Origin of the sequence: Pseudomonas sp. BF-R-26 (genome assembly GCF_019947395.1) — a bacterium.
GTDB lineage: Bacteria > Pseudomonadota > Gammaproteobacteria > Pseudomonadales > Pseudomonadaceae > Aquipseudomonas > Aquipseudomonas farris.
On sequence record NZ_JAGYGK010000006.1, the window covers coordinates 173246 to 196623 of the forward strand.

Sequence of the window (23378 nt, forward strand, 5' to 3'; positions counted from 1 at the left end):
GTTGATATGAGTGACAACCTGATCGAAATCCGTGACCTCAACGTGGCCTTCAGCGGCCAGACCGTGGTGCGCAACCTGTGCCTGGACATCCGCCCCGGCGAATGCCTGGCGCTGGTCGGTGAGTCGGGTTGCGGCAAGTCGGTGACCGCCCACTCGATTCTGCAACTGCTGCCCGAGACCGGCACTGAAACCACCGGCAGCATTCGCTATCGCGGCCAGGAATTGATCGGCGCCGACGCCAACGTCTTGCGCGAACTGCGCGGCAACCGGATCGCGATAATCTTCCAGGAGCCGATGACCTCCCTCAATCCGCTGCACAGCATCGAAAAGCAGATCGGCGAAACCCTGTTGCTGCACAGAGGGCTGGGTGGCAAAGCGGCGCAAGCGCGGATTATTGAGTTGCTGCAACTGGTTGGCATCCAAAAACCCGAAGAGCGCCTCAAGGCCTACCCGCACCAACTGTCCGGCGGCCAGCGGCAACGGGTGATGATCGCCATGGCCCTGGCCTGCGAACCGGAATTGCTGATCGCCGACGAGCCAACCACCGCGCTGGATGTGACGGTGCAGCGCAAGATCCTGCGGCTGCTCAAATCCCTGCAAGAGCAACTCGGCATGTCGCTGCTGCTGATCAGCCACGACCTCAATCTGGTGCGCAGCATGGCCCAGCGGGTGTGCGTGATGCACGCCGGGGAAATCGTCGAGCAGGCACCTTGCGAAACGCTGTTCACCGAGCCGAAACACCCTTACAGCTGCGTGCTGCTGAACGCCGAGCCGGAAGGTGAAGCCCTGCCCCGGGACGAGCGTGAAAACGTGCTGGAAGTGGAGAATCTGCAAGTGCAGTTCACCCTCAGTGGCGGGCTGTTCCAGCGTAAGACTTACCTGCGCGCGGTGGACGGCATCAGCCTGAACGTTCAGCGCGGCAAGACCCTGGGCATCGTCGGTGAGTCCGGTTCAGGCAAGTCCACGCTTGGTCAGGCGATCCTGCGCTTGCTTGATTCCGAAGGCAGCATTCGCTTTCAGGGGCAGGCGCTGGATGGCCTGACGCAAAAGCAGCTGCGGCCATGGCGCAAGAAGATGCAGGTGGTGTTCCAGGATCCCTTCGGCAGCCTCAGCCCGCGAATGTCCGTGGCGCAGATCATCAGTGAAGGCCTTGAGGTTCACAGCCAGTCCACCCCGGACGAATGCGAAGCCCAGGTGATCCGGGTGCTGGAAGAAGTCGGCCTCGACCCGCAAAGCCGTCATCGCTACCCGCACGAATTCTCTGGCGGCCAACGCCAGCGCATCGCCATTGCCCGCGCACTGGTGCTGAAACCGGCGCTGATCCTGCTCGACGAACCGACCTCGGCGCTGGATCGCACGGTGCAAAAACAAGTGGTCGCCCTGCTCCGCCAGCTTCAGGAGAAACATGGCCTGACCTACCTGTTCATCAGCCACGACCTGGCGGTGGTGCGCGCCCTGGCCCACGACATGATCGTGATCAAGGACGGCAAAGTAGTGGAAAGCGGCGCGAGCCATGATGTGTTCGAGTCGCCGCAGCATCCGTATACCAAAGAGCTGTTGGCGGCGGCGCATCCGGGGTTGGCATAATCCCGTACGCCGATGAACCGCGTCGCGGCCATCGCGGGCAAGCCCGGCTCCCACAGGTTTTATGTCGTGCCCACATTCAGCGGCAACCCCAAATCCTGTGGGAGCGGGCTTGCCCGCGATTGGACCAGCACAGGCAATACTTAATCAGGATCAGCCCCATGAACACCACCGAAAGCCTCAAGGACTACCAGCGCGTTCGCTCCCTGGCGATCCGCTCGCTGTTCGAGATCATCGAGCAATCGAGCGAGGGCACGGTGATTGTCGACCGCGACGCAAACATCGTCTGGATGAATGAGCGTTATGCCCGGCGTTTCGGTCTCGAATCGGCCGCAGGTGCGATCGGCAGGGCCTGCGAAAGCGTGATCCCCGGCAGCCTGTTACGCGAGGTGGTGCGCACCGGACGACCCATCCTGCTGGACATGCAGGACACCCCCAAGGAACCGTTGGTGGTGATGCGCCTGCCGATTCACGACGATGCCGGCGCAGTGATCGGCGCCATCGGTTTTGCCCTGTTCGATGAATTGCGCAGCCTGTCGCCGATGCTCAAGCGCTACCTGAGCATGCAGGAAGAACTGGCCTCCACTCGCTCGCTGCTGCGGGCGCGGCAGACCAAGTACAACTTCGCCCATTTCATCGGCACCAGCGCCGCCAGCCTGGAGGTCAAACGCCGCGCCCGGCGCAGCGCCAGTGCCGAGTCACCGGTGTTGTTGCTCGGCGAAACCGGCACCGGCAAGGAACTGCTGGCCCAGGCGATCCACGGCGCTTCTCCTCGGGCACACAAAGCGTTCGTCAGCATCAACAGCGCGGCGATTCCCGAATCGCTGCTGGAAGCCGAGTTCTTTGGCACCGCCCCCGGCGCGTTCACCGGTGCTGATCGCAAGGGCCGCACCGGCAAGTTGCAAATCGCTCAGGGCGGCACGCTGTTTCTCGATGAGATCGGCGACATGCCGCTGCCCCTGCAAAGCAAGTTGCTGCGAGTGTTGCAGGAAAAGGAATTCGAGCCGGTGGGCTCCAACGAAGTGATCCAGAGCGATGTGCGAGTGATCGCGGCCACCTCCACCGATCTGGAAGCGGCGATCAAACGCGGCGAGTTTCGTGCCGACTTGTATTACCGCCTCAACGTGCTGCCGATTCAGGTTCCGCCCCTGCGTGATCGCCTCGACGACCTGCCGGCCCTCAGCGAAGCGATTCTCGAGGAGCTGCGCAGTCAGCACGAACTGAACCCCGAAGCCTTGGATTTGTTGGGTCAACACGCCTGGCCAGGGAACATTCGTGAACTGCGCAACGTCCTGGAGCGTGCGGCGTTGCTCAGTGATGATTTGATGCTGAACGCGACGGATATCCGCGCGGCGATTGGCAGTTTTACCCCGGTGGAGCGTGTGGTGCCCCTAGTCATCGAGCCGGTTGCCCATGAAACCTTCAGTGAGGCTCGCGAACGGTTTGATCGGCAGTTGATTGAATCCGCCCTCGCGCAATGCGGCGGGAAGGTTATCGAAGCGGCGGCTCGGTTGGGGCTGGGGCGGTCGACGTTGTACAAGAAGATGGTGGCGTTGGGGATTGCGGAGTCTCCATAAAGAGACATTGATCTCCATTGGTAGATGGATTTTCAGGATCAAAAGATCGAAGCCTTCGGCAGCTCCTACATAGGACTTCCGCATTTCCCTGTAGGCGCTGCCGAAGGCTGCGATCTTTTAAGGCCCTCCGCCCCGTCTCAATATGGAGACAAATATTTTTCACAACACTGATAAAAAACATAATCTCTATATATTTCAATAACTTATATAGATGGCACGAAACTCGCTAAAGCCCTCTCCTACAAAAGCCTCACCCTACAAAAATAACAATCCAGGAGACACACCATGAGTGTGATCATTGCCTTGGCAGCTCTTACGCTGCTGATGGTGGCTGCTTACCGTGGCTACAGCGTTATCCTCTTTGCCCCGATCGCCGCCCTCGGCGCCGTCCTGCTCACCGACCCTTCCGCCGTTGCCCCAGTCTTCACCGGGGTGTTCATGGAAAAAATGGTCGGCTTCGTCAAACTGTATTTCCCGGTGTTCCTGCTCGGTGCCGTATTCGGCAAGCTGATCGAGTTGTCGGGTTTCTCCCGCTCCATTGTCGCAGCGGCAATTCGCTTGCTTGGCACTCGCCAGGCGATGCTGGTGATCGTGCTGGTCTGCGCCCTGCTCACTTACGGCGGCGTGTCGCTGTTTGTGGTGGTGTTTGCGGTCTACCCGTTTGCCGCCGAGATGTTCCGCCAGAGCAATATTCCCAAACGCCTGATCCCGGCGACCATCGCCCTCGGCGCGTTCTCGTTCACCATGGACGCCCTGCCCGGCACTCCTCAGATCCAGAACATCATCCCTAGCACCTTCTTCAACACCACCGCTTGGGCGGCACCGTGGCTGGGTGTGATCGGCACGATTTTCGTGTTCTGCGCCGGCATGCTGTTCCTTCAGCGCCAGCGCAACAAGGCCCAGCGCACGGGTGAAGGTTATGGTTCAGAGCTGCGCAATGAACCGGAAACCGCGCCGGACATCAAGCTGCCCAACCCGTGGATCGCGCTCTCGCCGCTGTTGATGGTGGGCCTGATGAACCTGCTGTTCACCCGCTGGATTCCGCTGTGGTACGGCAAGACTCACAGCCTCTCGTTGCCAGGCATGGCAGCACCGGTGACCACCGACATCGCCAAACTGACGGCGATCTGGGCGGTCCAGGCAGCCTTGCTGGTAGGCATCGTCATGGTGCTGGTGTTCGCCTTTCAGACGATTCGCGGCAAGTTGGCCGAAGGAAGTAAAAGTGCGGTCAGCGGCGCGCTGCTGGCGGCGATGAACACCGCGTCGGAATACGGTTTCGGCGCAGTGATCGCATCGCTACCGGGTTTTCTGGTGCTGTCCGGCTGGCTCAAAAGCATTCCCAACCCGCTGGTCAACGAAGCGATTACCGTGACCCTGCTGGCCGGCATCACCGGTTCGGCGTCGGGCGGCATGAGCATCGCCCTGGCGGCGATGTCCGAGACGTTCATCAGTGCCGCCCACGCCGCCAATATTCCGCTGGAAGTGCTGCACCGGGTCGCCGCGATGGCCAGTGGCGGCATGGACACCCTGCCGCACAACGGCGCGGTGATTACTTTGTTGGCGGTCACCGGTTTGACCCACCGCGAGGCCTACAAAGACATTTTCTGTATTACGCTGATCAAGACACTCGCTGTTTTTTTGGTGATCGGTACTTTCTACGCCACTGGCATTGTGTGAGGTATTCATGACGACTCTTTCGGGCAAGACCGCACTGGTCACCGGTTCCACCAGCGGCATCGGTCTGGGAATCGCCCTGAGCCTGGCCAAGGCTGGCGCCAACCTGATCCTCAACGGTTTCGGCGATGCGTCCAGGGTGATTGCCGAAGTCGAACAATTCGGCGGCAAAGTCGGCCATCACCCCGCCGACGTCAGCAACCCGGCGCAGATCGCCGACATGATCGAGTACGCCGAGCGTGAGTTCGGTGGCGTGGATATCCTGGTCAACAACGCGGGCATCCAGCACGTGGCGTCGGTGGAAGATTTTCCGGTGGAGCGCTGGGACTCGATCATTGCGATCAACCTGTCGTCGGTGTTTCACAGCACCCGCTTGAGTTTGCCGGGGATGCGCACCAAGGGCTGGGGACGGATCATCAACATCGCTTCGGTGCATGGCCAAGTGGGTTCGGTGGGCAAGGCGGCGTACGTCGCGGCCAAGCATGGTGTGATCGGCCTGACCAAAGTGGTCGGTCTGGAAACCGCTACGACGAACGTCACCTGCAATGCCATTTGTCCGGGTTGGGTGCTGACGCCGCTGGTGCAGAAGCAGATCGATGATCGCGCCGCGACCGGGATCGACCCGCAGCAGGCGCAACATGATTTGCTGGCCGAGAAGCAGCCGTCGCTGGAATTCGTGACGCCGCCGCAGCTGGGTGAGTTGGTGCTGTTTTTATGCAGCGAGGCCGGTAGCCAGGTGCGTGGCGCCGCGTGGAATATTGATGGTGGGTGGTTGGCGCAGTAACCCGCCGCCAGACCCTGTGGAGAGGAAGGCTTGTCTGTGGCGAGGGGGCTTGCCCCCGTTCGGCTGCGGAGCAGTCGTAAAACCGGGCAATGTGGTGTAACTAAAGGCAAAAAGCGGGGTCGCTTCGCGACCCAACGGGGGCAAGCCCCCTCGCCACAGGCAAGCCTTCTCATCACAGAGCTCCCTCGCCACAGTAGACTGTGTACACATAAGAAAAAGAGGCCAAGCCATGTCCGACATCCTCTGGCAACCCGGCACCGAGCGCATCGGCAAGACCCGCATGGAGGCCTTCCGGCGCTTCGTCAATCAGCGACACATCCTTGAGATCGCCGACTACCCTGCCCTGCACCAATGGAGCATCGATCAGCGGGAAGCCTTCTGGCAGGCCATCGTCGATTTCTTCGACATTCGTTTTCACGATCAGCCAGACGCTGTGCTGATAGAGGGCACGCAAATGCCCAGCGCCCAGTGGTTCCCCGGCGCCACGCTGAACTTCGCCGAGCACCTGCTGCGCCGTCGCGACGACGCCGTGGCGGTAGTGGCCATCGGTGAAAACGGCCAACGGGAAAAACTGACCTGGGCCGAACTGGCGAGCCACGTCGCCGGTTTTCAAAACGGCCTGAAAGCTGCCGGTGTCGGTATTGGCGACCGCGTGGCCGCGTGCATGCCGAACACCTGGCAAACCCTGGTGGCGATGCTTGCCACCACCAGTCTGGGCGCGATCTGGTCTTGTTCATCACCCGACTTCGGTACCCACGGGGTGATCGACCGCTTCGGCCAGATCGAGCCGAAAATGCTGATCACCTGCGCTGGTTACCGCTACGCCGGCAAAGAGATCGACCAGACCGCCAAGGTCAACGAAATCCTCGGGCAACTGCCGTCCTTGCAGCAGTTGATCGTTGTGCCTTACGCACGACCCCAGGCACGCATCGAAGACTTCCACAGCCAGGCCAACGTGACGCTCTGGGACGATTTCTACGACCCGGGCGGCGAGCCGCAATTCGTTCCCGTGCCTTTCGCTCATCCGCTGTACATCCTCTATTCCAGCGGCACTACCGGCGTGCCGAAGTGCATTGTTCACAGCACCGGCGGCGTGCTGCTGCAACATGTCAAAGAACATGGCCTGCACACCGATCTCGGCCCCGGCGACCGCTTGTTCTATTACACAACGTGCGGCTGGATGATGTGGAACTGGCTGGTCTCGGCCCTGGCAGTCGACAGCGCCGTGGTGCTTTACGACGGCTCGCCGTTTCATCCAGGCCCGGAGCGCTTGATCGATCTGATCGACGACGAACGCATCAACGTCTTCGGCACCAGCCCCAAGTTCCTCACCGCGCTGGAAAGCAACGGCGTGAAGCCGTGCGAAAGTCATGATCTGAGCAGCCTGAAAACCGTGCTGTCCACCGGTTCCGCGCTGTCCCCGCAAAGCTTCGATTACGTCTATCGCGCGTTCAAGTCCGACCTGTGCCTGTCCTCGATGTCCGGCGGCACCGACATCGTTTCGTGCTTCGTGATCGGCAATCCGGTGCTGCCGGTACGCCGTGGCGAAATGCAGTGCAAGAGCCTGGGCATGGCGGTCGAAGTCTGGAACGACGCCGGGCAGCCGGTGATTGGGGAAAAAGGCGAACTGGTGTGCACCCGACATTTTCCGGCGATGCCCATCGGTTTGTGGCATGACCCAGACGGGGAGAAGCTGCGAAAATCCTATTTCAGCCTGTTCCCCGGCGTCTGGGCCCAAGGCGACTACGCCGAGCAACTGCCTCACGGCGGCATGCTGATCCACGGCCGCTCCGACGCGGTGCTCAACCCCGGCGGCGTCCGCATCGGCACGGCGGAAATCTATCGTCAGGTGGAGAAAGTCCCGCAGGTGCTGGACAGCGTCGCCATCGGCCAGCAATGGCAGGATGACGTGCGAGTGGTGCTGTTCGTGAAGTTGCGCGACGGTGTCGAGCTGGACGAAGCGCTGCAACAACAGATTCGCCAGGTCATCCGCGCCAACACCACGCCACGGCATGTACCAGCGAAGATTGTCGCGGTCACCGACATTCCGCGCACGATCAGCGGCAAGGTGGTCGAGCTGGCGGTGAGGAATGTGGTGCACGGCGAGAAGGTAAAAAACACCGATGCGCTGGCCAATCCCGAAGCGCTGGAGCAGTTTCGCGAGCGCCCCGAATTGAACGACTGAAATGCCCCCCCCCGTAGGAGCTGCCGAAGGCTGCGATCTTTTGATCTTTAGCGATTCATCTGACGCCAAAGTCAAAAGATCGCAGCCTTCGGCAGCTCCTACGGGGGTAGACGTCAATCCATCAGCCCCCATTCTCCCGGCGGTGTATGAGGCCCGGGCGTAGCCTCAGCGTGCATTTTCAGGCGCAGGCGCAAGTTGTTCACCGAGTCCGCATGTTTCAGCGCCTCTGCCTCATCAATTGCGCCCTCGGCAAACAGCTCGAACAGCGCCCCATCAAACGTCTGCATCCCCGCCTCTGACGACTTCTCCATAATCCCCTTGAGCTCGGAAAGCTCATTGCGCCGGATCAGGTCGCCGATGGTCGGCGTTCCCAGCATGATCTCCACCGCCGCCCGGCGCTGCCCATCGCGGGTCCGCACCAACCGCTGGGAAACAAAGGCCTTGAGGTTATTGCCCAGGTCATGGAGCAGTTGCGTCCGGCGCTCTTCGGGAAAGAAGTTGATCACGCGGTCTAGCGCCTGATTGGCGTTGTGCGCATGCAAAGTGGAAATTACCAGATGACCGGTATCGGCAAACGCCAGTGCATGCTCCATAGTCTCGCGGTCGCGAATTTCGCCGATCAGCACCACATCCGGCGCCTGGCGCAGGGTGTTTTTCAACGCTGCATGAAAACTGCGAGTGTCTACGCCGACCTCACGCTGGTTGATGATCGACTTCTTGTGCCGATGGATAAACTCGACCGGGTCTTCGATGGTGATGATATGGCCGCTGCTGTGGCGATTGCGGTAATCGATCAGTGCCGCCAGCGAGGTCGACTTGCCCGAGCCAGTCGAACCGACGAACAATATCAGCCCTTGTTTGAGCATCACGGTTTCGAGCAGCACCGGTGGCAACTTGAGGTCTTCGAAGCGTGGAATGTCGAGTTTGATGTTGCGCGCCACGATAGACACATCGTTGCGTTGCTTGAAGATATTGAGCCGAAAGCGCCCGACGCCGACCAGGGAAAGCGCCAGGTTCATCTCCAGTTCGCGATCGAACTCCAGGCGCTGTTCAGCGTCCATGATGGACGCCGCGATGGCCGCGATTTCTCCGGGCTTGAATGGTTGCTCGGCCAAGGGTTTGAGCACACCGTCAAATCGCGCGCTGGGTGGCGCGCCCGTGGACAGGTAAAGATCGGAGCCATTGCGGCTGGCCAGAATTTGCAACAGTGCATCGATTTCCATGGCAAAAAGCACCCGCGAAGCATTCAATTGAAAAAATGACCCGAAACGGGTCATCCAGCGTCTACCGCCATGCAAGGATAGTAGACGCCGCCACACCGACTGACGCGCAGGACATTGTAATGAACGCACCACCGACCGCCAGCGACGCCCAGGCCTTGATTGCTCGACTGGACTGGACAAACAACCCGCTGGGCGCCGCCGATCACTGGCCGCAGAGCCTGCGCACCGCCGTGGACATTGTGATTCACTCGCCCATGCCGATGCTGTTGCTGTGGGGCCCGCAGCTTACGCAGATCTACAACGACGGCTTCGCCTTCCTCGCCGGCAGCAAGCACCCACACGCTTTCGGACAACCGACGCACCAGATCTGGCCAGAACTGAAAGACTTCACCGACCCGATTTACAGCGCCGTCCTACAGGGCCAGGTGCGGACCTACAGCGAACAGCGCTTTACCTTGCAGCGCGACGGGCGAGATTCCGACTTCTGGCTGGATTTGACCTACAGCCCCATTCGCAATGAAAGCGCCGAGGTCGCCGGGATTCTGGTCACGGCCATCGAAACCAACGAACGCCGGCGCATCGCCCTGGAACTCGAGCAACGCTCCGCCGCCAGTCTCAAGGCCCAGCACGAAACCGAGCAGCGTCTGCAACTGGCGCTGGCCGCCACCGATGCCGTCGGCACCTGGGACTGGGACATCGGCGAAGACCGCTTCATCGCCGACGCCCATTTCGCTCAGTTGCATGGCGTCGACCCGACCATGGCCAGCCAGTTGCCCATCAGCGAATACCTCCACGGCGTGCATCCGGAAGATCGCGCGATGATTGCCCGCAGCATCAAGCACTGCATCACCCATGGCAGCGAGTACGCCGAGGAATATCGCTTGCTGCAAGCCGACGGCCAATTGCGCTGGGTGTTTGCCCGAGGCCGCTGCTACAAGGATCATCATGGTCGGCCGATCCGTTTCCTCGGCGCCGCGCTGGACCTCACTGAACGCAAGCACATCGAACAAGCCCTTCGCCAGAGCCAGACCGAGCTGCAACTGATCATTAACGCCATGCCGATCCTGATCAGTTACGTCGACAGCGAGGAGCGCTTTCGCCTCAACAATGCCGCCTATCTGGAATGGTACGGCCTGACGCCCCAAGAGCTTTATGGTCGCACCATCCATGAAGTGTTGGGCGACGAAGCCTATGCCCTGCGTGCCGAATACATCGCCGAGGCGCTGAAAGGCAAGGCTTGCAGTTTCAGCATCAGCGCCGCGCACCGCGACGGCAGCACCCGTCAGGCCTTGATGAACTACCTGCCCCGTCATGGCGCGGACGGCGCGGTCAATGGTTTTTACATCTTCGTGATCGACGAAACCGAGCGCAAACAGACCGAAGAAGCCCTGCGCAACCTCAACGAAACCCTTGAAGAACGCGTCAGCGCCCGCACTCAACAACTGGCCGAAGCCAACCAGCGGCTGCAAAACGAGATGTTCGAGCGCGAGCGCGCCGAAGACGCTCTGCGGCATGCGCAGAAAATGGAAGCGGTGGGACAACTCACCGGCGGCATCGCCCATGACTTCAACAACATGCTCACCGGGATCATCGGCAGCCTCGATTTGATGCAGCGCTACATCGCCGACGGGCGTGCCGCCGAGATCGGTCGTTTTACCGAAGCCGCGGTATCCTCGGCTCACCGCGCCGCCGCCCTGACCCATCGGTTGCTGGCGTTCTCACGGCGTCAGTCGCTGGATCGCAAGCCGCTCAATGCCAACCAGCTGGTGCATTCCCTGGAAGATTTGTTCCGCCGGACCAAGGGCGACCATATCGAGCTCAAAATGCAGCTGGCCAATGAAGTCTGGCCGGTCAGTACTGATGTCAGCCAACTGGAAAACGCCCTGCTCAACCTCGTCATCAATGCCCGGGATGCGATGCCCGAAGGTGGCGAGCTGCTGATCGAAACCGCCAACGTTCACCTCGACGGTAGCGACATCACTCCCCTGGAACCGGTCAGGGCCGGGGATTACCTGATGATTGCCGTCAGCGACAACGGCGCCGGCATGACCCCGTCAGTGTTGGCCAAGGCCTTCGACCCGTTCTTCACCACCAAACCCATCGGCCAGGGCACCGGCCTTGGACTGTCAATGATCTATGGCTTCGCCCAGCAGTCGGGCGGGCACGTCAGCCTTCACAGCCTGCCGGGCCAGGGCACCTGCGTTCGCCTGTATTTGCCACGGCTGCACGTCGCGGTGCCGGAGCACACTCTGGAACCGCTCAACGGCGAAACACCGGCAGCGGTTGCCGGTGAAACCGTGGTGTTGGTAGAAGACGATCCGGCGGTGCGCATGCTGGTGCTCGATCTCCTCAATGAGTTGGGTTATCACGCCCATGAAGCCGAAGACGCGAAGGCCGCCCTGCCCTTGCTGGAGTCCGACCTGCGGGTCGATCTGTTGGTGACCGATGTCGGGCTGCCGGGCATGAACGGTCGGCAACTGGCGGAAATCGCGCGTCAGCATCGCCCGGACCTGAAGGTGCTGTTCATGACCGGTTATGCGGAGAAAGCCGCCGAACGCCAGGGTTTCCTGGAGGAAGGCATGGACATGGTGGCCAAACCCTTTTCCATTGACCTGCTGGCCAACAAGATTCGCACGATGATCGGCCAAACGGACTGAGTTAAGGCATAATCGCGCGCCCCACGCTGGCACCAACATAGCCACCACCGTTGCAAGGTACTGCCAATGAAAGCCCAAGCCCGCCATATCCTGGTGAAAACCTCGGAAGAAGCCGAGCAGCTCAAACAACGCATCGCCAAGGGCGAAGCCTTCGATGTGCTGGCCAAGAAATACTCCACGTGCCCGTCCGGCAAACGCGGCGGCGACCTGGGCGAAGTACGGCCCGGGCAGATGGTCGGCGCGATCGATGCGGTGATCTTCAAAAAACCGCTGCGGGTGGTGCATGGGCCGATCAAGAGCAAGTTTGGTTATCACCTGGTGCAGGTGTTTTACCGGGATTGATCGATTGGCTTCAGTGCCTCATCGCGGGCAAGCCCGCTCCCACAGGGTGCGGTAATGTGACTGCAATCGTGGGTAACTCACAAATCCCTGTGGGAGCGGGCTTGCCCGCGATCCGGTTGCGCAGCAAGCGGCCATCCACCGCTTATCTCGGGATCAGTGCCCCAGGCACCTGAATCACCCGACTCGCCAACCGATGCCCGGCCTCGGCAGCCTCAACCGGGCTACCGCCCTTAAGTCGACACGCCAAATACGCCGCACTGAACGAATCCCCCGCCGCCGTGGTGTCCACCACCCGCTCGACCACCTGCGCCGGCACTTCGAACGACTCACCGTCACAGCGAATCAGACACGCCTCCGCGCCGCGCTTGAGCACCACTTCAGGCGTGCCCATCTGCTCGTAAGCGGTAAACACCGCCGCGCAATTGGAAAAGTGGAACAGCGCCTGCTCGTCGTCAACCGTCAGCAACGCCAGGTCGATATAGGGCAGAACGCTGCGATAAGCCGCCCGTGCCTCTTCAATCGACGCCCACAAGCGTGGCCGGTAGTTGTTGTCGAACACAATCCGCGCATCCCGCTGCCGGGCTTCGATCAGGGTTTCCAGAAGTTTTTCCCGCCCCTGCACACCGAGCACCGCCAGGGTGATGCCACTGAAATACAACACGTCGTAATCCGGCAGCGCCGCCAGAATCGGCTCGGCGGCCGGGGTGGTGAAGCAATCGCGCACCGCCGCTTCGTTGCGCCAGTAGAGAAAACGCCGCTCGCCCGCCGCATCGGTCTGGATGCAATACAGGCCGGGCAAGCGACCGGGCAAACGCTGGACCATGTCCAGGCCAATGTTTTCGCTGGCCCAGCTCTGGCACATCGCGTCGCTGAAACTGTCGTCGCCCAGGGCGGTGACGTAATCCACCGTGCCGCCATCGCCCAGCTCACGGGCCAGGTAGACCGCAGTGTTCAGGGTATCGCCGCCGAAGCTTTGTTGCAGAGTGCCGTCGGCGCGCTGCTGCAATTCGATCATGCACTCGCCAATCAGGGCGATGCGCGGGATGTTGGGGCCTAGGGGGCTGATATTGTTCATGGTTGTGGGGGCTCTGGTATTGCGATGTTGTTTGGTAGGCCGTCATCGCGGGCAAGCCGCTCCCACAGGGATTTGTGAATTGCCACAAATTGCAACCACACCAAAAAACCTGTGGGAGCGGGCTTGCCCGCGATGGCCGCACCTCGGTCTGGAAACCTTAAAAACAGGTTTCCATGGTTTCGATGACATTCAGTTGCTCATCCACCAAACACCCAATGCGCCACTTGTCGAACGTCAGGCACGGGTGCGAAGTACCAAACGAGATGATATCGCCCACCCGTAACTCAACCCCCGGCGCCACGGTCATGAACGCGTGCTGGTCCATCACTGCCGTCACCTTGCAGGCACTCACATCATCGCCGGTCGCCGGCACCACACCGGCCTTGTAACGCAGCAACGGCACCGGTAAACCGGCGTCATAGGCGACGTCGCGTTTGCCCAGGGCGATCACCGCAAAACCCGGTTCCGGCAACGACTGCACATGCGCCCAGACTTCCAGCGCCGGGCGCAAACCTTCGTGCAGGTCGCTGCGACGGTCGAGCACGCAGCATTGCGCCTCTTTGTAGATGCCATGGTCGTGGGCCACGTAACTGCCGGGGCGCAGCACGCTGAGGAAACGCCCGCTGGCATTCTGCGCTTCGAACGATTCGGCGATCAGGTCGTACCAGGCCGAACCCGACGCCGTGATGATCGGTTTGGCAATGGCGAACGCACCGCTGTCCTGCAACTGCACCGCCAGACGCACCAGTGAATCGGCGAACTCACGGATGCCGCTCACCGCGTGATCGCCGTGAATCACCCCTTCGTAGCCCTCGATGCCGGTCAACGCCAGCGCCGGTTGAGCCGCGATCGCCTCGGCCAGCGCCAGCACTTCGGCTTCGGTGCGACAACCGCAACGACCGCCGACCACGCCGTACTCAATCATCACGTTCAGCCGCACACCGCGCGAAGCGAAATACGCGCCGAGGTCCGCAACGTTATCCGGATGATCGACCATGCAATAGAAATCGAAGGTCGGGTCTGCCAACAGATCAGCGATCAGCGCCATGTTCGGCGTACCGACCAATTGGTTGGCCATCAGCACCCGATGCACGCCATGGGCGTAGGCCGCGCGGGTTTGCGTGGCACTGGCCAGGGTGATGCCCCAGGCACCGGCGTCCAGTTGGCGACGAAACAGCGCCGGGGTCATGCTGGTTTTACCGTGCGGCGCCAGTTCCGCGCCGCTGTTGCTGACGAAGTCCTGCATCCAGCGAATGTTGTGTTCCAGCGCTTCGCGGTGCAGCACCAGCGCAGGCAGGCTGACGTCGCGCACAAGATTGGCGCCTGTGTGGGCAAAGCCCTTTTCCACGGCGGCAGTATTTTTGGCAGAAGACATGGTCGAACTCCTCACATTCGCGGCCGCAGGCAGCCGCTGTTATTCGTTGATACGCCGGGCGAGGCTGTTGGCGCTGTCGATCAGCACCCGACGATAGTCGTTGTAATTGTTCTTTGCATCGGCCCGTGGGGCGACGATGCACAGGGTCGCGATGGCCACGCCGTTCGGGTCTTTGACCGGGGCGGCGAAACAATGGGTAAAGGTGTCGGCGACGCTATCGAAGGAAAAGAACCCATCGATACCGGCCTGGCGAATTTCCTCGAGAAACCGCTCCAGCGGCAGGTGTTCACCGCCGGGCAGGATGAAGTCGTCGGGGTCGATCAAATCGACGATCTGCTGATCGCTCAGATGCGCCAGCAACAGGCGCCCGGAAGCGGTCCAGGGAATCGGCGCGTTCTCGCCGATGTCCGAGGAAATGCGAAAATGCCGCCCGCCCTCTTTCATCAACGCCACGGTGTACTTGCGCCCGTTGAGCAGGCACATCTGCGCGGTTTCACGGGTCTGGCTGACGATCTCTTGCAAGGCAAGATCGGCCTCGCGGGTCAGGTCGAAATGGCGCAAATGCGCCTGACCGAGGAAGTACAGCTGACGACCGAGGTAAACGTGACCGTCCTTGCCCACAGGTTCAAGAATGCGCCGTTCCAACAAGGAGGCGACCAGTTCATAGACCGTGGATTTCGGGCTGCCGATGCCGCTGGCGATTTCATTCGGGCGCAGGGGCTGGCCGATTTCCTTGAGGAATTCGAGAATGTCGAACGCCCGGTCCAGACCGCGAGCCCGGCGCTTGATGGTGTCTTCGGTCATTTCAGTGTTCCCATTAATGTGCCGGGAGTTTAACCAGAGTGCTGCGGCGACTGTTAGGCCGCCTTCGCGGGCAAGCCACGCTCCCACAGGGTTCTATGTGCCGCCACAGATTGCAGACACACCTTCCATCCCTGTGGGAGCGGGCTTGCCCGCGATGGGCGCGCCTCGGTTCAGGCCTTTTTCTTGTACGCGATGCAGTCAATCTCAACCTTGCAATCGACCATCATGCTCGCCTGTACACAGGCCCTCGCCGGCGCGTGTTCGCTTTTGAAGTACTCGGAAAACACTTTATTGAAACTCCAGAAATCCCGCGGGTCTTCCAGCCACACGCCAGTACGGACTACGTCTTCCAGACCGTAACCGGCCTCTTCCAGAATCGCGATCAGATTTTTCATGGTCTGGTGAGTCTGCTCGACAATGCCGCCCACGATAATTTCACCATCCAGCGCCGGCACCTGGCCGGACACGTGCAGCCAGCCATCGGCTTCGACGGCGCGGGCGAAAGGACGGGGCTGGCCGCCACCGGCGGTGCTGCCGGTGCCGTAACGAGTAATGCTCATGGGTGTTTCTCCTAATTGCAAAGTGAATGCTTAAAAACGGGTGTTCTTGAGAAATTCCGCCAGACGTGGCGACTGCGGGCGTTCGAACAGTTCCTTGGGTGGCCCCTGCTCTTCGATCCGCCCCTGATTCATGAACACGATCTTGTCTGAGACCTCAAAGGCAAAGCGCATTTCGTGGGTCACCAACAACATGGTCATGCCGTCTTCGGCCAGGCCCTTGATCACGTTCAGCACTTCGCCGACCAGTTCCGGGTCGAGGGCCGAGGTGACTTCATCGAACAGCATCAGGCTCGGGTTCATCGCAATCGCTCGGGCAATCGCCACGCGCTGTTGCTGGCCGCCGGACAACTGACCGGGGTAATGGTCGCGACGTTCCAGCAGGCCAACCCGCTCCAGCCATTTTTCCGCCAGCGCCACGGCTTCATCCTTGTGCAGCTTTTTGACCTTGAGCAATCCGAGGGTGACGTTCTGCAACGCGGTGAGGTGGGGGAACAGATTGAATTGCTGAAACGCCATGCCGGTCATCGCTCGATGGCGGGCGATGACTTTTTCCGGGTGCCGCACGCGCTTGCCGTTGACCTCGTGATAGCCGATGGATTCGCCATCGAGCAGAATCTGCCCGCCCTGGAACTCTTCGAGCATGTTCACGCAGCGCAGCAACGTGGTCTTGCCTGAGCCGCTGGAGCCGATCAGCGTGACCACGTTGCCGCGCTGCATGGTCAAGTCGACGCCTTTGAGCACTTCGAGCTGGCCGTATTGTTTGTGCAGGCCGCGGATGTCCAGCAGCGCTTGATTCTGTGTCGAAACTTGAGCTTGTGTCATGGCAAGGCCACCCGCTTTTCAATGTGCCGGCCGAGTAATTCGATGGCGTAATTGATGATGAAAAAGAGCAAACCGGCGAACAGGTAAAACTCCAGGGTCATGAACGTCCGGGCGATGATCTGCTGGGTGCTGAGCAGCAATTCGGCCACGCCGATCACCGACAACAGCGTCGAAGCCTTGACGATCTCGGTGGACGAGTTGACCCAGGTCGGCAAGATCTGCCGCAACGCCTGGGGCAACAACACGTAGCCCAGTGCCTGGTAAAACGTCAGGCCGATGGCCTTGCTCGCTTCCATCTGGCCACTGGGCAGCGCCTGCAATGCACCGCGCACAATCTCGGCGACGTGGGAGCCGCAAAACAGCGTCAGCCCCAGGGTGCCGGCGCCGAATGCGCTGATTTGCCAGCCCAATGCCGGCGCCATGTAGAAGCAGGCCAACACCAATACAAACACTGGCGTGCCGCGAATGATGTCGACGTAAAACCGGAACGGCGCGCGCATCCAGAACGTGCCATAGGTGAGCACCAGACCTGCAACGACGCCGACCAGCGTGCCCAGCAAAATCGCCAGCGCCGAGCACTGCACACTGGTCAGAAAGCCCTGCCACAGGACGTCCCGCGCCACCCATAACTCATGCAACCAGCTGGGAGATTCGTACATGGGGGGCCTCCTATCGGCGAATCGCCAGACGCTGCTCGAGGTAACGCAGCATCATGGCAATGAGGTAACAGGCCGCAACATAGAGCGCTGTGGTCACCAGCCAGGTTTCAATCACCCGGTAGCTCTCGACATTGATCTTGCGCGCGTAATAGGTCAGCTCCGGCACGGCAATCGCCGCCGCCAGCGAGGTGTCCTTGAACAGCGAAATGAAGTTGTTCGACAGGGCCGGCAGCACGTTGCGCAGCATCACCGGCACGGTGATGTACGCCTTGACTTGCCACTCACCGAGCCCGATGGCCAGGCCGGCTTCACGTAGCCCCTTGGGAATGCTCAACAACCCGCCGCGGAACACTTCGGTCAGGTACGCCCCGGCATACAGCGACAGGGTGATGATGAACGACGGGATCTTGTCCAGACGAATGCCAAGGCTCGGCAACGCGAAGTAGATCAACAGAATCAACACCAGAATCGGCGTATTACGGATTACCGTCACATACACCGACGCCAGCCCCCGCAATGCGCGATGCTTTGACAGCAAAGCAAACGCCATCAGCAGGCCGATCACGCAGCCGATGGCGATCGACACCAGCGCCAGTTCAAGGCCCAGACCGAGCCCCGCCAGCAAGGTGTCGAAGTCGCGCCAGACGGCGGCAAAATTCAACTGATAGTTCATGGTCAGCAGTACCTTGAACGGGGCGATTTAAAACCGCCCCGCTCTCACGGGATCATTTGTATTCGACGGGGAAACCAATCGTAGGTGTCGGAAGGTCTACACCGAACCACTGCTTGAACGATGCCGCGTAAGTCGGGAACTCAACGCCGGTCATGGCTTCATGCAGGACGGTGTTGACGAAGTTCAGCCAGTCCTGATCGCCGCGTTTGACGGCGCACGAATAAGTTTGCGGGCTCCAGGCATAGGCCGGGCTGCGATAGCGACCAGCGTTCTGCACCATCAGGTACTTCACCGACGACTGATCGGTGGCCGCCGCATCGGCACGACCGGAGTTCACCGCCTGATACATCAAATCCACGCTGTCGTACTGATCGACCTTGGCCTTGGGCAGCGCCTGATGCACCAGTTCTTCGGCGTACACGTTCTGCAACACCGCCACGATCACACCGTCACCGGCGGCCTTCAGGTCGTCGATTTCCTTGTACTTGCTGTTGGCCGGCAACAACAGGCCCACGCCTTCGCGGTAGTACGGCAGGGTGAACGCCACTTGCTGGGCGCGGCTGGCGGTCACGGTGATGAACTGGCAACTCATGTCGACCTTGTCGGTCAGCAGATTCGGAATTCGCGCATCGGACGACTGCACCACGAACTCGACCTTGCTCGGGTCATTGAACAACCCTTTGGCCACCATCCGCGCGATATCAATATCAAAACCCTGCAACTTGCCATCCGCTCCCTGGAAGTGCCACGGCGCATTGGTACTGCCCGTGCCCACGATCAACTTCCCACGGGCCAGCACGCTGTCGAGCTTGCTGTCTGCCGCTTGGGCGACACCCATGACAGCGGCCGAAGCCGCGAACAGAAAAACACACGCTTTAAACAACGAAGGTCGGCGATGCATGGCAAGCACTCCAGGGTCATGTTTATTCCGCTATACCGGAAGAAGGTATGTAACAACGGAATAGACAGCAGAAAGTGTGCCACAGGTTATGAGTGGAATCTGGGGGGAATTGAAAAGTGTTTTGAATCAGATGGATGCGCGTTAGCGCGAAGAAGGCGTTACGAAACGCACAAATAAGAGAACGCTACCGTGGGACACAACGCTCGAGTACTTGCACCACATGTGAAGCCATAGCGATTCAAAATGAAGCAGAGCCCTACCTGTAATTTCTGACAGTAGACCCACCTGCTCGCCTCCTTTAACGTCAACAGGCCTTCGATTGTCTTTGAAAAGGAGATTTCAATGAGCTCGATGACCACCCACACGACCATGGCAGCGGTCTACCGCAAGGCGCTGAAAACCTGGCGCCCGGTGATACTGTATTTCGGCAATAAAAACTGTTACGCCTGCGAAATGGCCGAGCCGGTTTTCCGTGCTATTGCCGAGAAGTACAAAGATCACGCGCACATCTATGTGCTGAGTACGAGCGAATCTCCTCGGCATCCAGATGTCACCGGTACACCCACTGTGCTGTTTTACAAGGAAGGGAAATTACTGAAGAAGCTCAAGGGGATTGGAACCCGGGAAACCCTGGAAGAAAACTTCAAAAAGCACATCCGCAAGCTCAGGCCCAAACAGATTGCCCACAAACCGCGCCACGACTTGCCGTGGTTGCAGAGAACCTTCAGCACTTTATGCACCGCGCCTCGGGCACGGGAGCTGTTGAATGTACGGTTGATGAGTCATGTTTGAGTCGTCTGGGCGATCGCCTTCGCGAGCAAGCCCTAATGCCGGTGACACGCAACCTCTGTGGGAGCGGGCTTGCTCGCGAAGACGGCGGCACAATCAACATTGATGTCGCCTGACACACCGCTTTCGCGAGCAAGCCCGCTCCCACAGGTTCCGCTCCTTGCCGGGTTGTTTATCGTCCGGCAAAGCGCAACCGCGACAACATGCGCAAATCGCCCTCGAGGTAATAGTCATCGGTCCAGCTGTCATCCGCCGCCAACGGCCGGACCTGCTTGAGTTGCAGTTTCTTTGCAAAGTAGCGGAACCGGTAATGCTCATAAAACCGCAGCAGTTCCAGGCCGTAGCGATCGGCCAAGTCGGTGTCGCCACGGATGATCAGGTAGTTCTCGTCATTACCGTTGCTGGCCGCGGCGCTGAGGTTGTGGCTGCCGCTGATGATGGTCGGTGTGTCGGTGGTGAAGTCGACGACGATGGCTTTGGTGTGCACCAGCAGGTTGCCCTTCTGGCCTTTCATGTTTTCCTTGAGCCAGCCTTCCAGACCCGTATTGAGCAGCGCGGTGGCGGCAAATTGAGCGGTGCGGTCGGCATGGAAACCGGTGATGCTGCTGACGGTGTTTTGCAGGCCGTAACGCAAGATGTCGTCGTGGGGCTGGCCGAGCAAGGCGTTGAGTATCTCCTCCGGCAAGGTGAACGCAGTGACAAACAACAGGTCTTTTTTGGCCGACTCGATGATGTCGACGAACTCACGCAAATCGCCCTGGCCCGAGCGCGGTGAGAAGCCGGCGAACAGCGCCTGGTCCGGCTGCATCGGATTGTTTTCCGTGAGCCATTCCCGAGTCGCACCGACATCCGCCGGCGTGGCCCAGACTTGTTCAAAGGTTTGCAGATAACTGGCGCCGATCCGAGCATCGTCCAGCACATGCACAACATTGGCCTGACGATAAACGCCGTTGGCGGTGAAATTGGTGCTGCCGCAGAGTACCGCTTCGGGCTGATGCTGCCCCGCCGCGTCGAGCCGGCTCAGGACCATGAACTTGTTGTGAAAGATGTTGTGCGTGACCCGCCCGCGCTTGTTCGCCGCCGGGATTTTTTCCAGGCTGGCTTCGTTCAGCGCCGTGGTGTCTTCGTCTGGTTGGGCGTGGTACAGAACCCGAACCTTTACGCCGCGCTCAAACGCGGCGTTCACCGCATCGACGATCACCTTCAACTGATATTCGTAGATCGCGATGTCCAGCGCCCACTGGCCATCCTCGGCCCGTTCGATGAACCCCAGCAAGCGTGCGAGCAGGCCATTTTCCAGCCATTGCCGCGGAGCATCGGGCCAGGCTTCGATGGGCAGTTTCTTGTTGGCGCTGAGCAGCGCATCAAGGTCGGCGAATTTGCGCTGGAAGGCCTGACTCGCGGCCACCGCCCGGTTGAAGATGACGTTCTGGCCCGCTGGAAGGCCATTGTCGGTGGTGAGCGTCACTTCCAGAAACTCACCCAGCTGCGGCGCATCGGCAGTGCCGTAGGCCAGGTGAATCCGATAATGGATCGTCACGCCCGGATTGACCGCGTAATCGGCCCAGCGAAATTTCTGCAATGGCGCGGTATCGCTGGGGGTGGCGTGAAACTGGGGGAACGTATGAGCCTTGCCGGGGAAGGTCAGGCTATTGAACAGAAACAACCAGGGTTTGTTGCCTTGCTGTTTTTCGATGGCGAAACCCAGCAGACCTTTGCGACGAGGCTCGGCCAGATCGATCGCCAGCAACACGCCGTTGGTGCCTGCGTAGGCTTTGACGCGAAAATCGTCCTGATCGTTGCGGGCTAGAACGCGCATGGGTCACTCCTGTGAAGATCAAAAGATCGCAGCCTTCGGCAGCTCCTACATTGATTGTTGCACACCCATCATTCGCGGATGCACCCGCTATTCACCAATCATTTGCCGATGTACCCGCGTCCTGTAGGAGCTGCCGAAGGCTGCGATCTTTTCGGCTACAAATCATCGATATGCTGGTAATGCGTTTGCAGTTGATCCGCCAACACTTTAGCCCGTCCGAGGCGAATCGGTCCGCGCTCAATGTCGATCAGCAACCCCGGACACTCCAGCGCCGGCAACGTTGACCATTCCTTCACCCGTCCATCCGTCACCAGCAACAGCCGTTGCTGTTCTGCCGGAAAACGCTTTTGCCGTGCCGCTAGCCAGTGCCCTGCTTCACTCAGCGCCGCCAGCATCGGCGTTCCGCCACCGGCACCAAGCCCTTCGAGCCAGTCGCGCAAGCCAGCGGAAGCTTTCAAACCTTGCACCTGCCACTTCGGTACATGGCCGCTGGCGGTCAGCAAAGCCAAGCGCGCACGCTGTCGATAGGCATCGTCGAACAGTTGCGCCAGCAAGCCCTTGGCATCGCTCAACGCTTGATGACGACGGGTCGAGGCCGAGGCGTCGACGATCACCAGCCATAATTCATGAGGACTGCGGGTGCGCAGATGAAACAGCACATCGTCGCGTTGACGCGGTCGGCCATTGAGCAAGGTGCCGGGCCAATTGATCGATCCGCTCAGGGCTGCGTGACGCTTGCCCTGTTTACCGTGATCCAGCCGTCCTGCGCGGGGTCTGGCATTCGCCCCCGCGTCTGATCGAGGGCGAATGCCTAGGGCTTTTTTGGCCAGCTCGGCACTTCACGTCGAGCGCCGACCGGGAGCGCCTGGGCGGGTATTTCGCCCCACCGGCCCTGACCTTCGCTCGGGTTGGCGTTCTGATTGGAAGGCGGCGGTGCTGCGGGTGATTGGTGCGGCATCGGTGGCGAGTGTTCGCGACGACGATGGCGCAAGGCAAATTCAGCGACCGCGTCGATATCGTCCTCGCTGATCGCGGTCGCGCCCCGCCATGCCGCGTGGGCCCGTGCCGCGCGCAACCAGACCAGATCGGCTCGCAGGCCATCGACGCCGGCAGCAAAACAACGCTCGGTGATCTGCGCCAGCGCGGCATCGTCGAGGGGAATGCTCGCGAGTGCCGAGCGCGCCTTTTGGCAACGTTCGCGCAGAGCGTGTTGCTGGCTTTCCCATTCGGCGCAGAACCCTTGCGGGTCGCTGTCGAAATCCAGTCGGCGACGGATGATCTGACCGCGCTCGGCCGGTGCGGTGTGGCCACTGAGGGCGACGTTCAGGCCAAAGCGGTCGAGCAATTGCGGGCGCAATTCGCCCTCTTCCGGATTCATGGTGCCGATCAGCACAAACTTCGCCGAATGCCGATGGGAAATCCCGTCGCGCTCGATCAGGTTGGTGCCGCTGGCGGCCACGTCGAGCAGCAAGTCCACGAGGTGATCGGGCAGCAAATTGACTTCATCGACATACAACACGCCACCGTCGGCCTTGGCCAGTACGCCGGGGGAAAACTGTGCGCGACCTTCGCTCAAGGCCGCGTCGAGGTCGAGGGTGCCCACCAGCCGTTCTTCGGTGGCGCCTAGCGGCAAGGTGACGAATTGACCGCTGGCCAACAGGTCCGCCAGGCCTCGGGCCAGGGTGGATTTGGCCATGCCGCGCGGGCCCTCGATCAGCACGCCACCGATTTTCGGGTCGATGGCGGTCAGGTACAGCGCGAGCTTCAAGTCATCGGCGCCGACCACGGCGGAAAGCGGGAAATGGGGGGTGTCGGTCATTTTCAAATCTCAGTCATGGTCGGTGGCAGGCACACCTTGTACCTGTGGGAGCGTGG

The 23378-nt window shown here is 60.5% G+C and carries 20 protein-coding genes; 8 read left to right on the forward strand and 12 right to left on the reverse strand.

All coding sequences use genetic code 11. The features are described from left to right. Nucleotides 1-6: 6 nt before the first annotated feature. The 5 genes from KGB18_RS10460 to KGB18_RS10480 all read left to right on the forward strand — a co-directional run bounded on the left by KGB18_RS10460 (nt 7) and on the right by KGB18_RS10480 (nt 7804). Nucleotides 7-1587, forward strand: coding sequence for an ABC transporter ATP-binding protein (locus tag KGB18_RS10460; protein ID WP_223569844.1), 1581 nt, complete (start codon nt 7-9; stop codon nt 1585-1587). A 158-nt stretch (nt 1588-1745) separates the two neighbouring features. Next, on the forward strand, nt 1746-3161 hold the full coding sequence (locus KGB18_RS10465) for a sigma-54 interaction domain-containing protein (protein ID WP_223569845.1): 1416 nt from the start codon (nt 1746-1748) through the stop codon (nt 3159-3161). A gap of 285 nt (nt 3162-3446) precedes the next feature. After that, on the forward strand, nt 3447-4838 hold the full coding sequence (locus KGB18_RS10470; RefSeq protein WP_223569846.1) for a GntP family permease: 1392 nt from the start codon (nt 3447-3449) through the stop codon (nt 4836-4838). 7 nt (nt 4839-4845) lie between these two features. Further along, the gene (hbdH, locus tag KGB18_RS10475) at nt 4846-5619 is read left to right on the forward strand and encodes a 3-hydroxybutyrate dehydrogenase (protein ID WP_223569847.1); all 774 of its coding nucleotides are present in this window, start codon (nt 4846-4848) and stop codon (nt 5617-5619) included. Nucleotides 5620-5848: 229 nt separating this feature from the next. Continuing rightward, complete coding sequence (locus KGB18_RS10480) at nt 5849-7804, forward strand: acetoacetate--CoA ligase (protein WP_223569848.1); 1956 nt, start codon at nt 5849-5851, stop codon at nt 7802-7804. Nucleotides 7805-7917: 113 nt separating this feature from the next. Here KGB18_RS10480 and KGB18_RS10485 read toward each other — a convergent pair whose 3' ends face one another. Further along, nucleotides 7918-9027, reverse strand: a complete 1110-nt coding sequence (locus tag KGB18_RS10485; protein ID WP_123722457.1) for a PilT/PilU family type 4a pilus ATPase — start codon at nt 9025-9027, stop codon at nt 7918-7920. Nucleotides 9028-9146: 119 nt separating this feature from the next. Here KGB18_RS10485 and KGB18_RS10490 point away from each other — a divergent pair, with 119 nt between their 5' ends. Both KGB18_RS10490 and KGB18_RS10495 read left to right on the forward strand, forming a co-directional pair. Next, nucleotides 9147-11684 carry a PAS domain-containing protein gene (locus tag KGB18_RS10490; RefSeq protein WP_201062411.1) on the forward strand — a complete coding sequence of 846 codons (2538 nt, stop codon included), beginning with the start codon at nt 9147-9149 and terminating at the stop codon, nt 11682-11684. 66 nt (nt 11685-11750) lie between these two features. After that, on the forward strand, nt 11751-12026 hold the full coding sequence (locus KGB18_RS10495; RefSeq protein ID WP_007933743.1) for a peptidylprolyl isomerase: 276 nt from the start codon (nt 11751-11753) through the stop codon (nt 12024-12026). Between the two features lie 142 nt (nt 12027-12168). Here KGB18_RS10495 and KGB18_RS10500 read toward each other — a convergent pair whose 3' ends face one another. From KGB18_RS10500 to KGB18_RS10535, 8 genes are all read right to left on the reverse strand, one after another. Further along, a complete protein-coding gene (locus tag KGB18_RS10500) occupies nt 12169-13101 on the reverse strand; it encodes a sugar kinase (RefSeq protein WP_223569849.1) in 933 nt (310 codons plus the stop codon). A gap of 157 nt (nt 13102-13258) precedes the next feature. Then, nucleotides 13259-14476: an amino acid deaminase gene (locus KGB18_RS10505; RefSeq protein WP_123722384.1), complete on the reverse strand. Its 1218-nt coding sequence runs from the start codon at nt 14474-14476 to the stop codon at nt 13259-13261. 39 nt (nt 14477-14515) lie between these two features. Continuing rightward, on the reverse strand, nt 14516-15280 hold the full coding sequence (locus KGB18_RS10510; RefSeq protein WP_223569850.1) for an IclR family transcriptional regulator: 765 nt from the start codon (nt 15278-15280) through the stop codon (nt 14516-14518). A 170-nt stretch (nt 15281-15450) separates the two neighbouring features. Next, on the reverse strand, nt 15451-15840 hold the full coding sequence (locus KGB18_RS10515) for a RidA family protein (RefSeq protein ID WP_050681226.1): 390 nt from the start codon (nt 15838-15840) through the stop codon (nt 15451-15453). Between the two features lie 30 nt (nt 15841-15870). Then, nucleotides 15871-16662 carry an amino acid ABC transporter ATP-binding protein gene (locus KGB18_RS10520; RefSeq protein WP_063340152.1) on the reverse strand — a complete coding sequence of 264 codons (792 nt, stop codon included), beginning with the start codon at nt 16660-16662 and terminating at the stop codon, nt 15871-15873. Then, the gene (locus KGB18_RS10525; protein ID WP_123722382.1) at nt 16659-17321 is read right to left on the reverse strand and encodes an amino acid ABC transporter permease; all 663 of its coding nucleotides are present in this window, start codon (nt 17319-17321) and stop codon (nt 16659-16661) included. Before KGB18_RS10525 ends, KGB18_RS10520 begins: the two co-directional genes overlap by 4 nt. A 10-nt stretch (nt 17322-17331) precedes the next feature. Further along, nucleotides 17332-17994 carry an amino acid ABC transporter permease gene (locus KGB18_RS10530; RefSeq protein WP_018927655.1) on the reverse strand — a complete coding sequence of 221 codons (663 nt, stop codon included), beginning with the start codon at nt 17992-17994 and terminating at the stop codon, nt 17332-17334. Nucleotides 17995-18046: 52 nt separating this feature from the next. After that, nucleotides 18047-18895: a transporter substrate-binding domain-containing protein gene (locus KGB18_RS10535; RefSeq protein WP_123722381.1), complete on the reverse strand. Its 849-nt coding sequence runs from the start codon at nt 18893-18895 to the stop codon at nt 18047-18049. 342 nt (nt 18896-19237) lie between these two features. On the opposite strand from KGB18_RS10535, the gene KGB18_RS10540 reads away from it, so the two are divergent. After that, complete coding sequence (locus KGB18_RS10540; protein WP_123722380.1) at nt 19238-19687, forward strand: thioredoxin family protein; 450 nt, start codon at nt 19238-19240, stop codon at nt 19685-19687. A 169-nt stretch (nt 19688-19856) separates the two neighbouring features. On the opposite strand, the gene KGB18_RS10545 is transcribed toward KGB18_RS10540, so the two are convergent. From KGB18_RS10545 to KGB18_RS10555, 3 genes are all read right to left on the reverse strand, one after another. Next, nucleotides 19857-21503 carry a phospholipase D-like domain-containing protein gene (locus tag KGB18_RS10545; protein WP_223569851.1) on the reverse strand — a complete coding sequence of 549 codons (1647 nt, stop codon included), beginning with the start codon at nt 21501-21503 and terminating at the stop codon, nt 19857-19859. Between the two features lie 155 nt (nt 21504-21658). Continuing rightward, on the reverse strand, nt 21659-22195 hold the full coding sequence (locus KGB18_RS10550) for a vWA domain-containing protein (protein WP_201062417.1): 537 nt from the start codon (nt 22193-22195) through the stop codon (nt 21659-21661). 119 nt (nt 22196-22314) lie between these two features. Continuing rightward, nucleotides 22315-23322, reverse strand: coding sequence for an ATP-binding protein (locus KGB18_RS10555; RefSeq protein ID WP_223569852.1), 1008 nt, complete (start codon nt 23320-23322; stop codon nt 22315-22317). Nucleotides 23323-23378 lie beyond the last annotated feature (56 nt).

Bases quoted from the DNA above. Each gene is read 5' to 3' on its own strand.
- KGB18_RS10460 (WP_223569844.1), top strand. From the start codon at position 7: ATGAGTGACAACCTGATCGAAATCCGTGACCTCAACGTGGCCTTCAGC.
- KGB18_RS10465 (WP_223569845.1), top strand. From the start codon at position 1,746: ATGAACACCACCGAAAGCCTCAAGGACTACCAGCGCGTTCGCTCCCTG.
- KGB18_RS10470 (WP_223569846.1), top strand. From the start codon at position 3,447: ATGAGTGTGATCATTGCCTTGGCAGCTCTTACGCTGCTGATGGTGGCT.
- hbdH (WP_223569847.1), top strand. From the start codon at position 4,846: ATGACGACTCTTTCGGGCAAGACCGCACTGGTCACCGGTTCCACCAGC.
- KGB18_RS10480 (WP_223569848.1), top strand. From the start codon at position 5,849: ATGTCCGACATCCTCTGGCAACCCGGCACCGAGCGCATCGGCAAGACC.
- KGB18_RS10485 (WP_123722457.1), bottom strand. From the start codon at position 9,027: ATGGAAATCGATGCACTGTTGCAAATTCTGGCCAGCCGCAATGGCTCC.
- KGB18_RS10490 (WP_201062411.1), top strand. From the start codon at position 9,147: ATGAACGCACCACCGACCGCCAGCGACGCCCAGGCCTTGATTGCTCGA.
- KGB18_RS10495 (WP_007933743.1), top strand. From the start codon at position 11,751: ATGAAAGCCCAAGCCCGCCATATCCTGGTGAAAACCTCGGAAGAAGCC.
- KGB18_RS10500 (WP_223569849.1), bottom strand. From the start codon at position 13,101: ATGAACAATATCAGCCCCCTAGGCCCCAACATCCCGCGCATCGCCCTG.
- KGB18_RS10505 (WP_123722384.1), bottom strand. From the start codon at position 14,476: ATGTCTTCTGCCAAAAATACTGCCGCCGTGGAAAAGGGCTTTGCCCAC.
- KGB18_RS10510 (WP_223569850.1), bottom strand. From the start codon at position 15,280: ATGACCGAAGACACCATCAAGCGCCGGGCTCGCGGTCTGGACCGGGCG.
- KGB18_RS10515 (WP_050681226.1), bottom strand. From the start codon at position 15,840: ATGAGCATTACTCGTTACGGCACCGGCAGCACCGCCGGTGGCGGCCAG.
- KGB18_RS10520 (WP_063340152.1), bottom strand. From the start codon at position 16,662: ATGACACAAGCTCAAGTTTCGACACAGAATCAAGCGCTGCTGGACATC.
- KGB18_RS10525 (WP_123722382.1), bottom strand. From the start codon at position 17,321: ATGTACGAATCTCCCAGCTGGTTGCATGAGTTATGGGTGGCGCGGGAC.
- KGB18_RS10530 (WP_018927655.1), bottom strand. From the start codon at position 17,994: ATGAACTATCAGTTGAATTTTGCCGCCGTCTGGCGCGACTTCGACACC.
- KGB18_RS10535 (WP_123722381.1), bottom strand. From the start codon at position 18,895: ATGCATCGCCGACCTTCGTTGTTTAAAGCGTGTGTTTTTCTGTTCGCG.
- KGB18_RS10540 (WP_123722380.1), top strand. From the start codon at position 19,238: ATGAGCTCGATGACCACCCACACGACCATGGCAGCGGTCTACCGCAAG.
- KGB18_RS10545 (WP_223569851.1), bottom strand. From the start codon at position 21,503: ATGCGCGTTCTAGCCCGCAACGATCAGGACGATTTTCGCGTCAAAGCC.
- KGB18_RS10555 (WP_223569852.1), bottom strand. From the start codon at position 23,322: ATGACCGACACCCCCCATTTCCCGCTTTCCGCCGTGGTCGGCGCCGAT.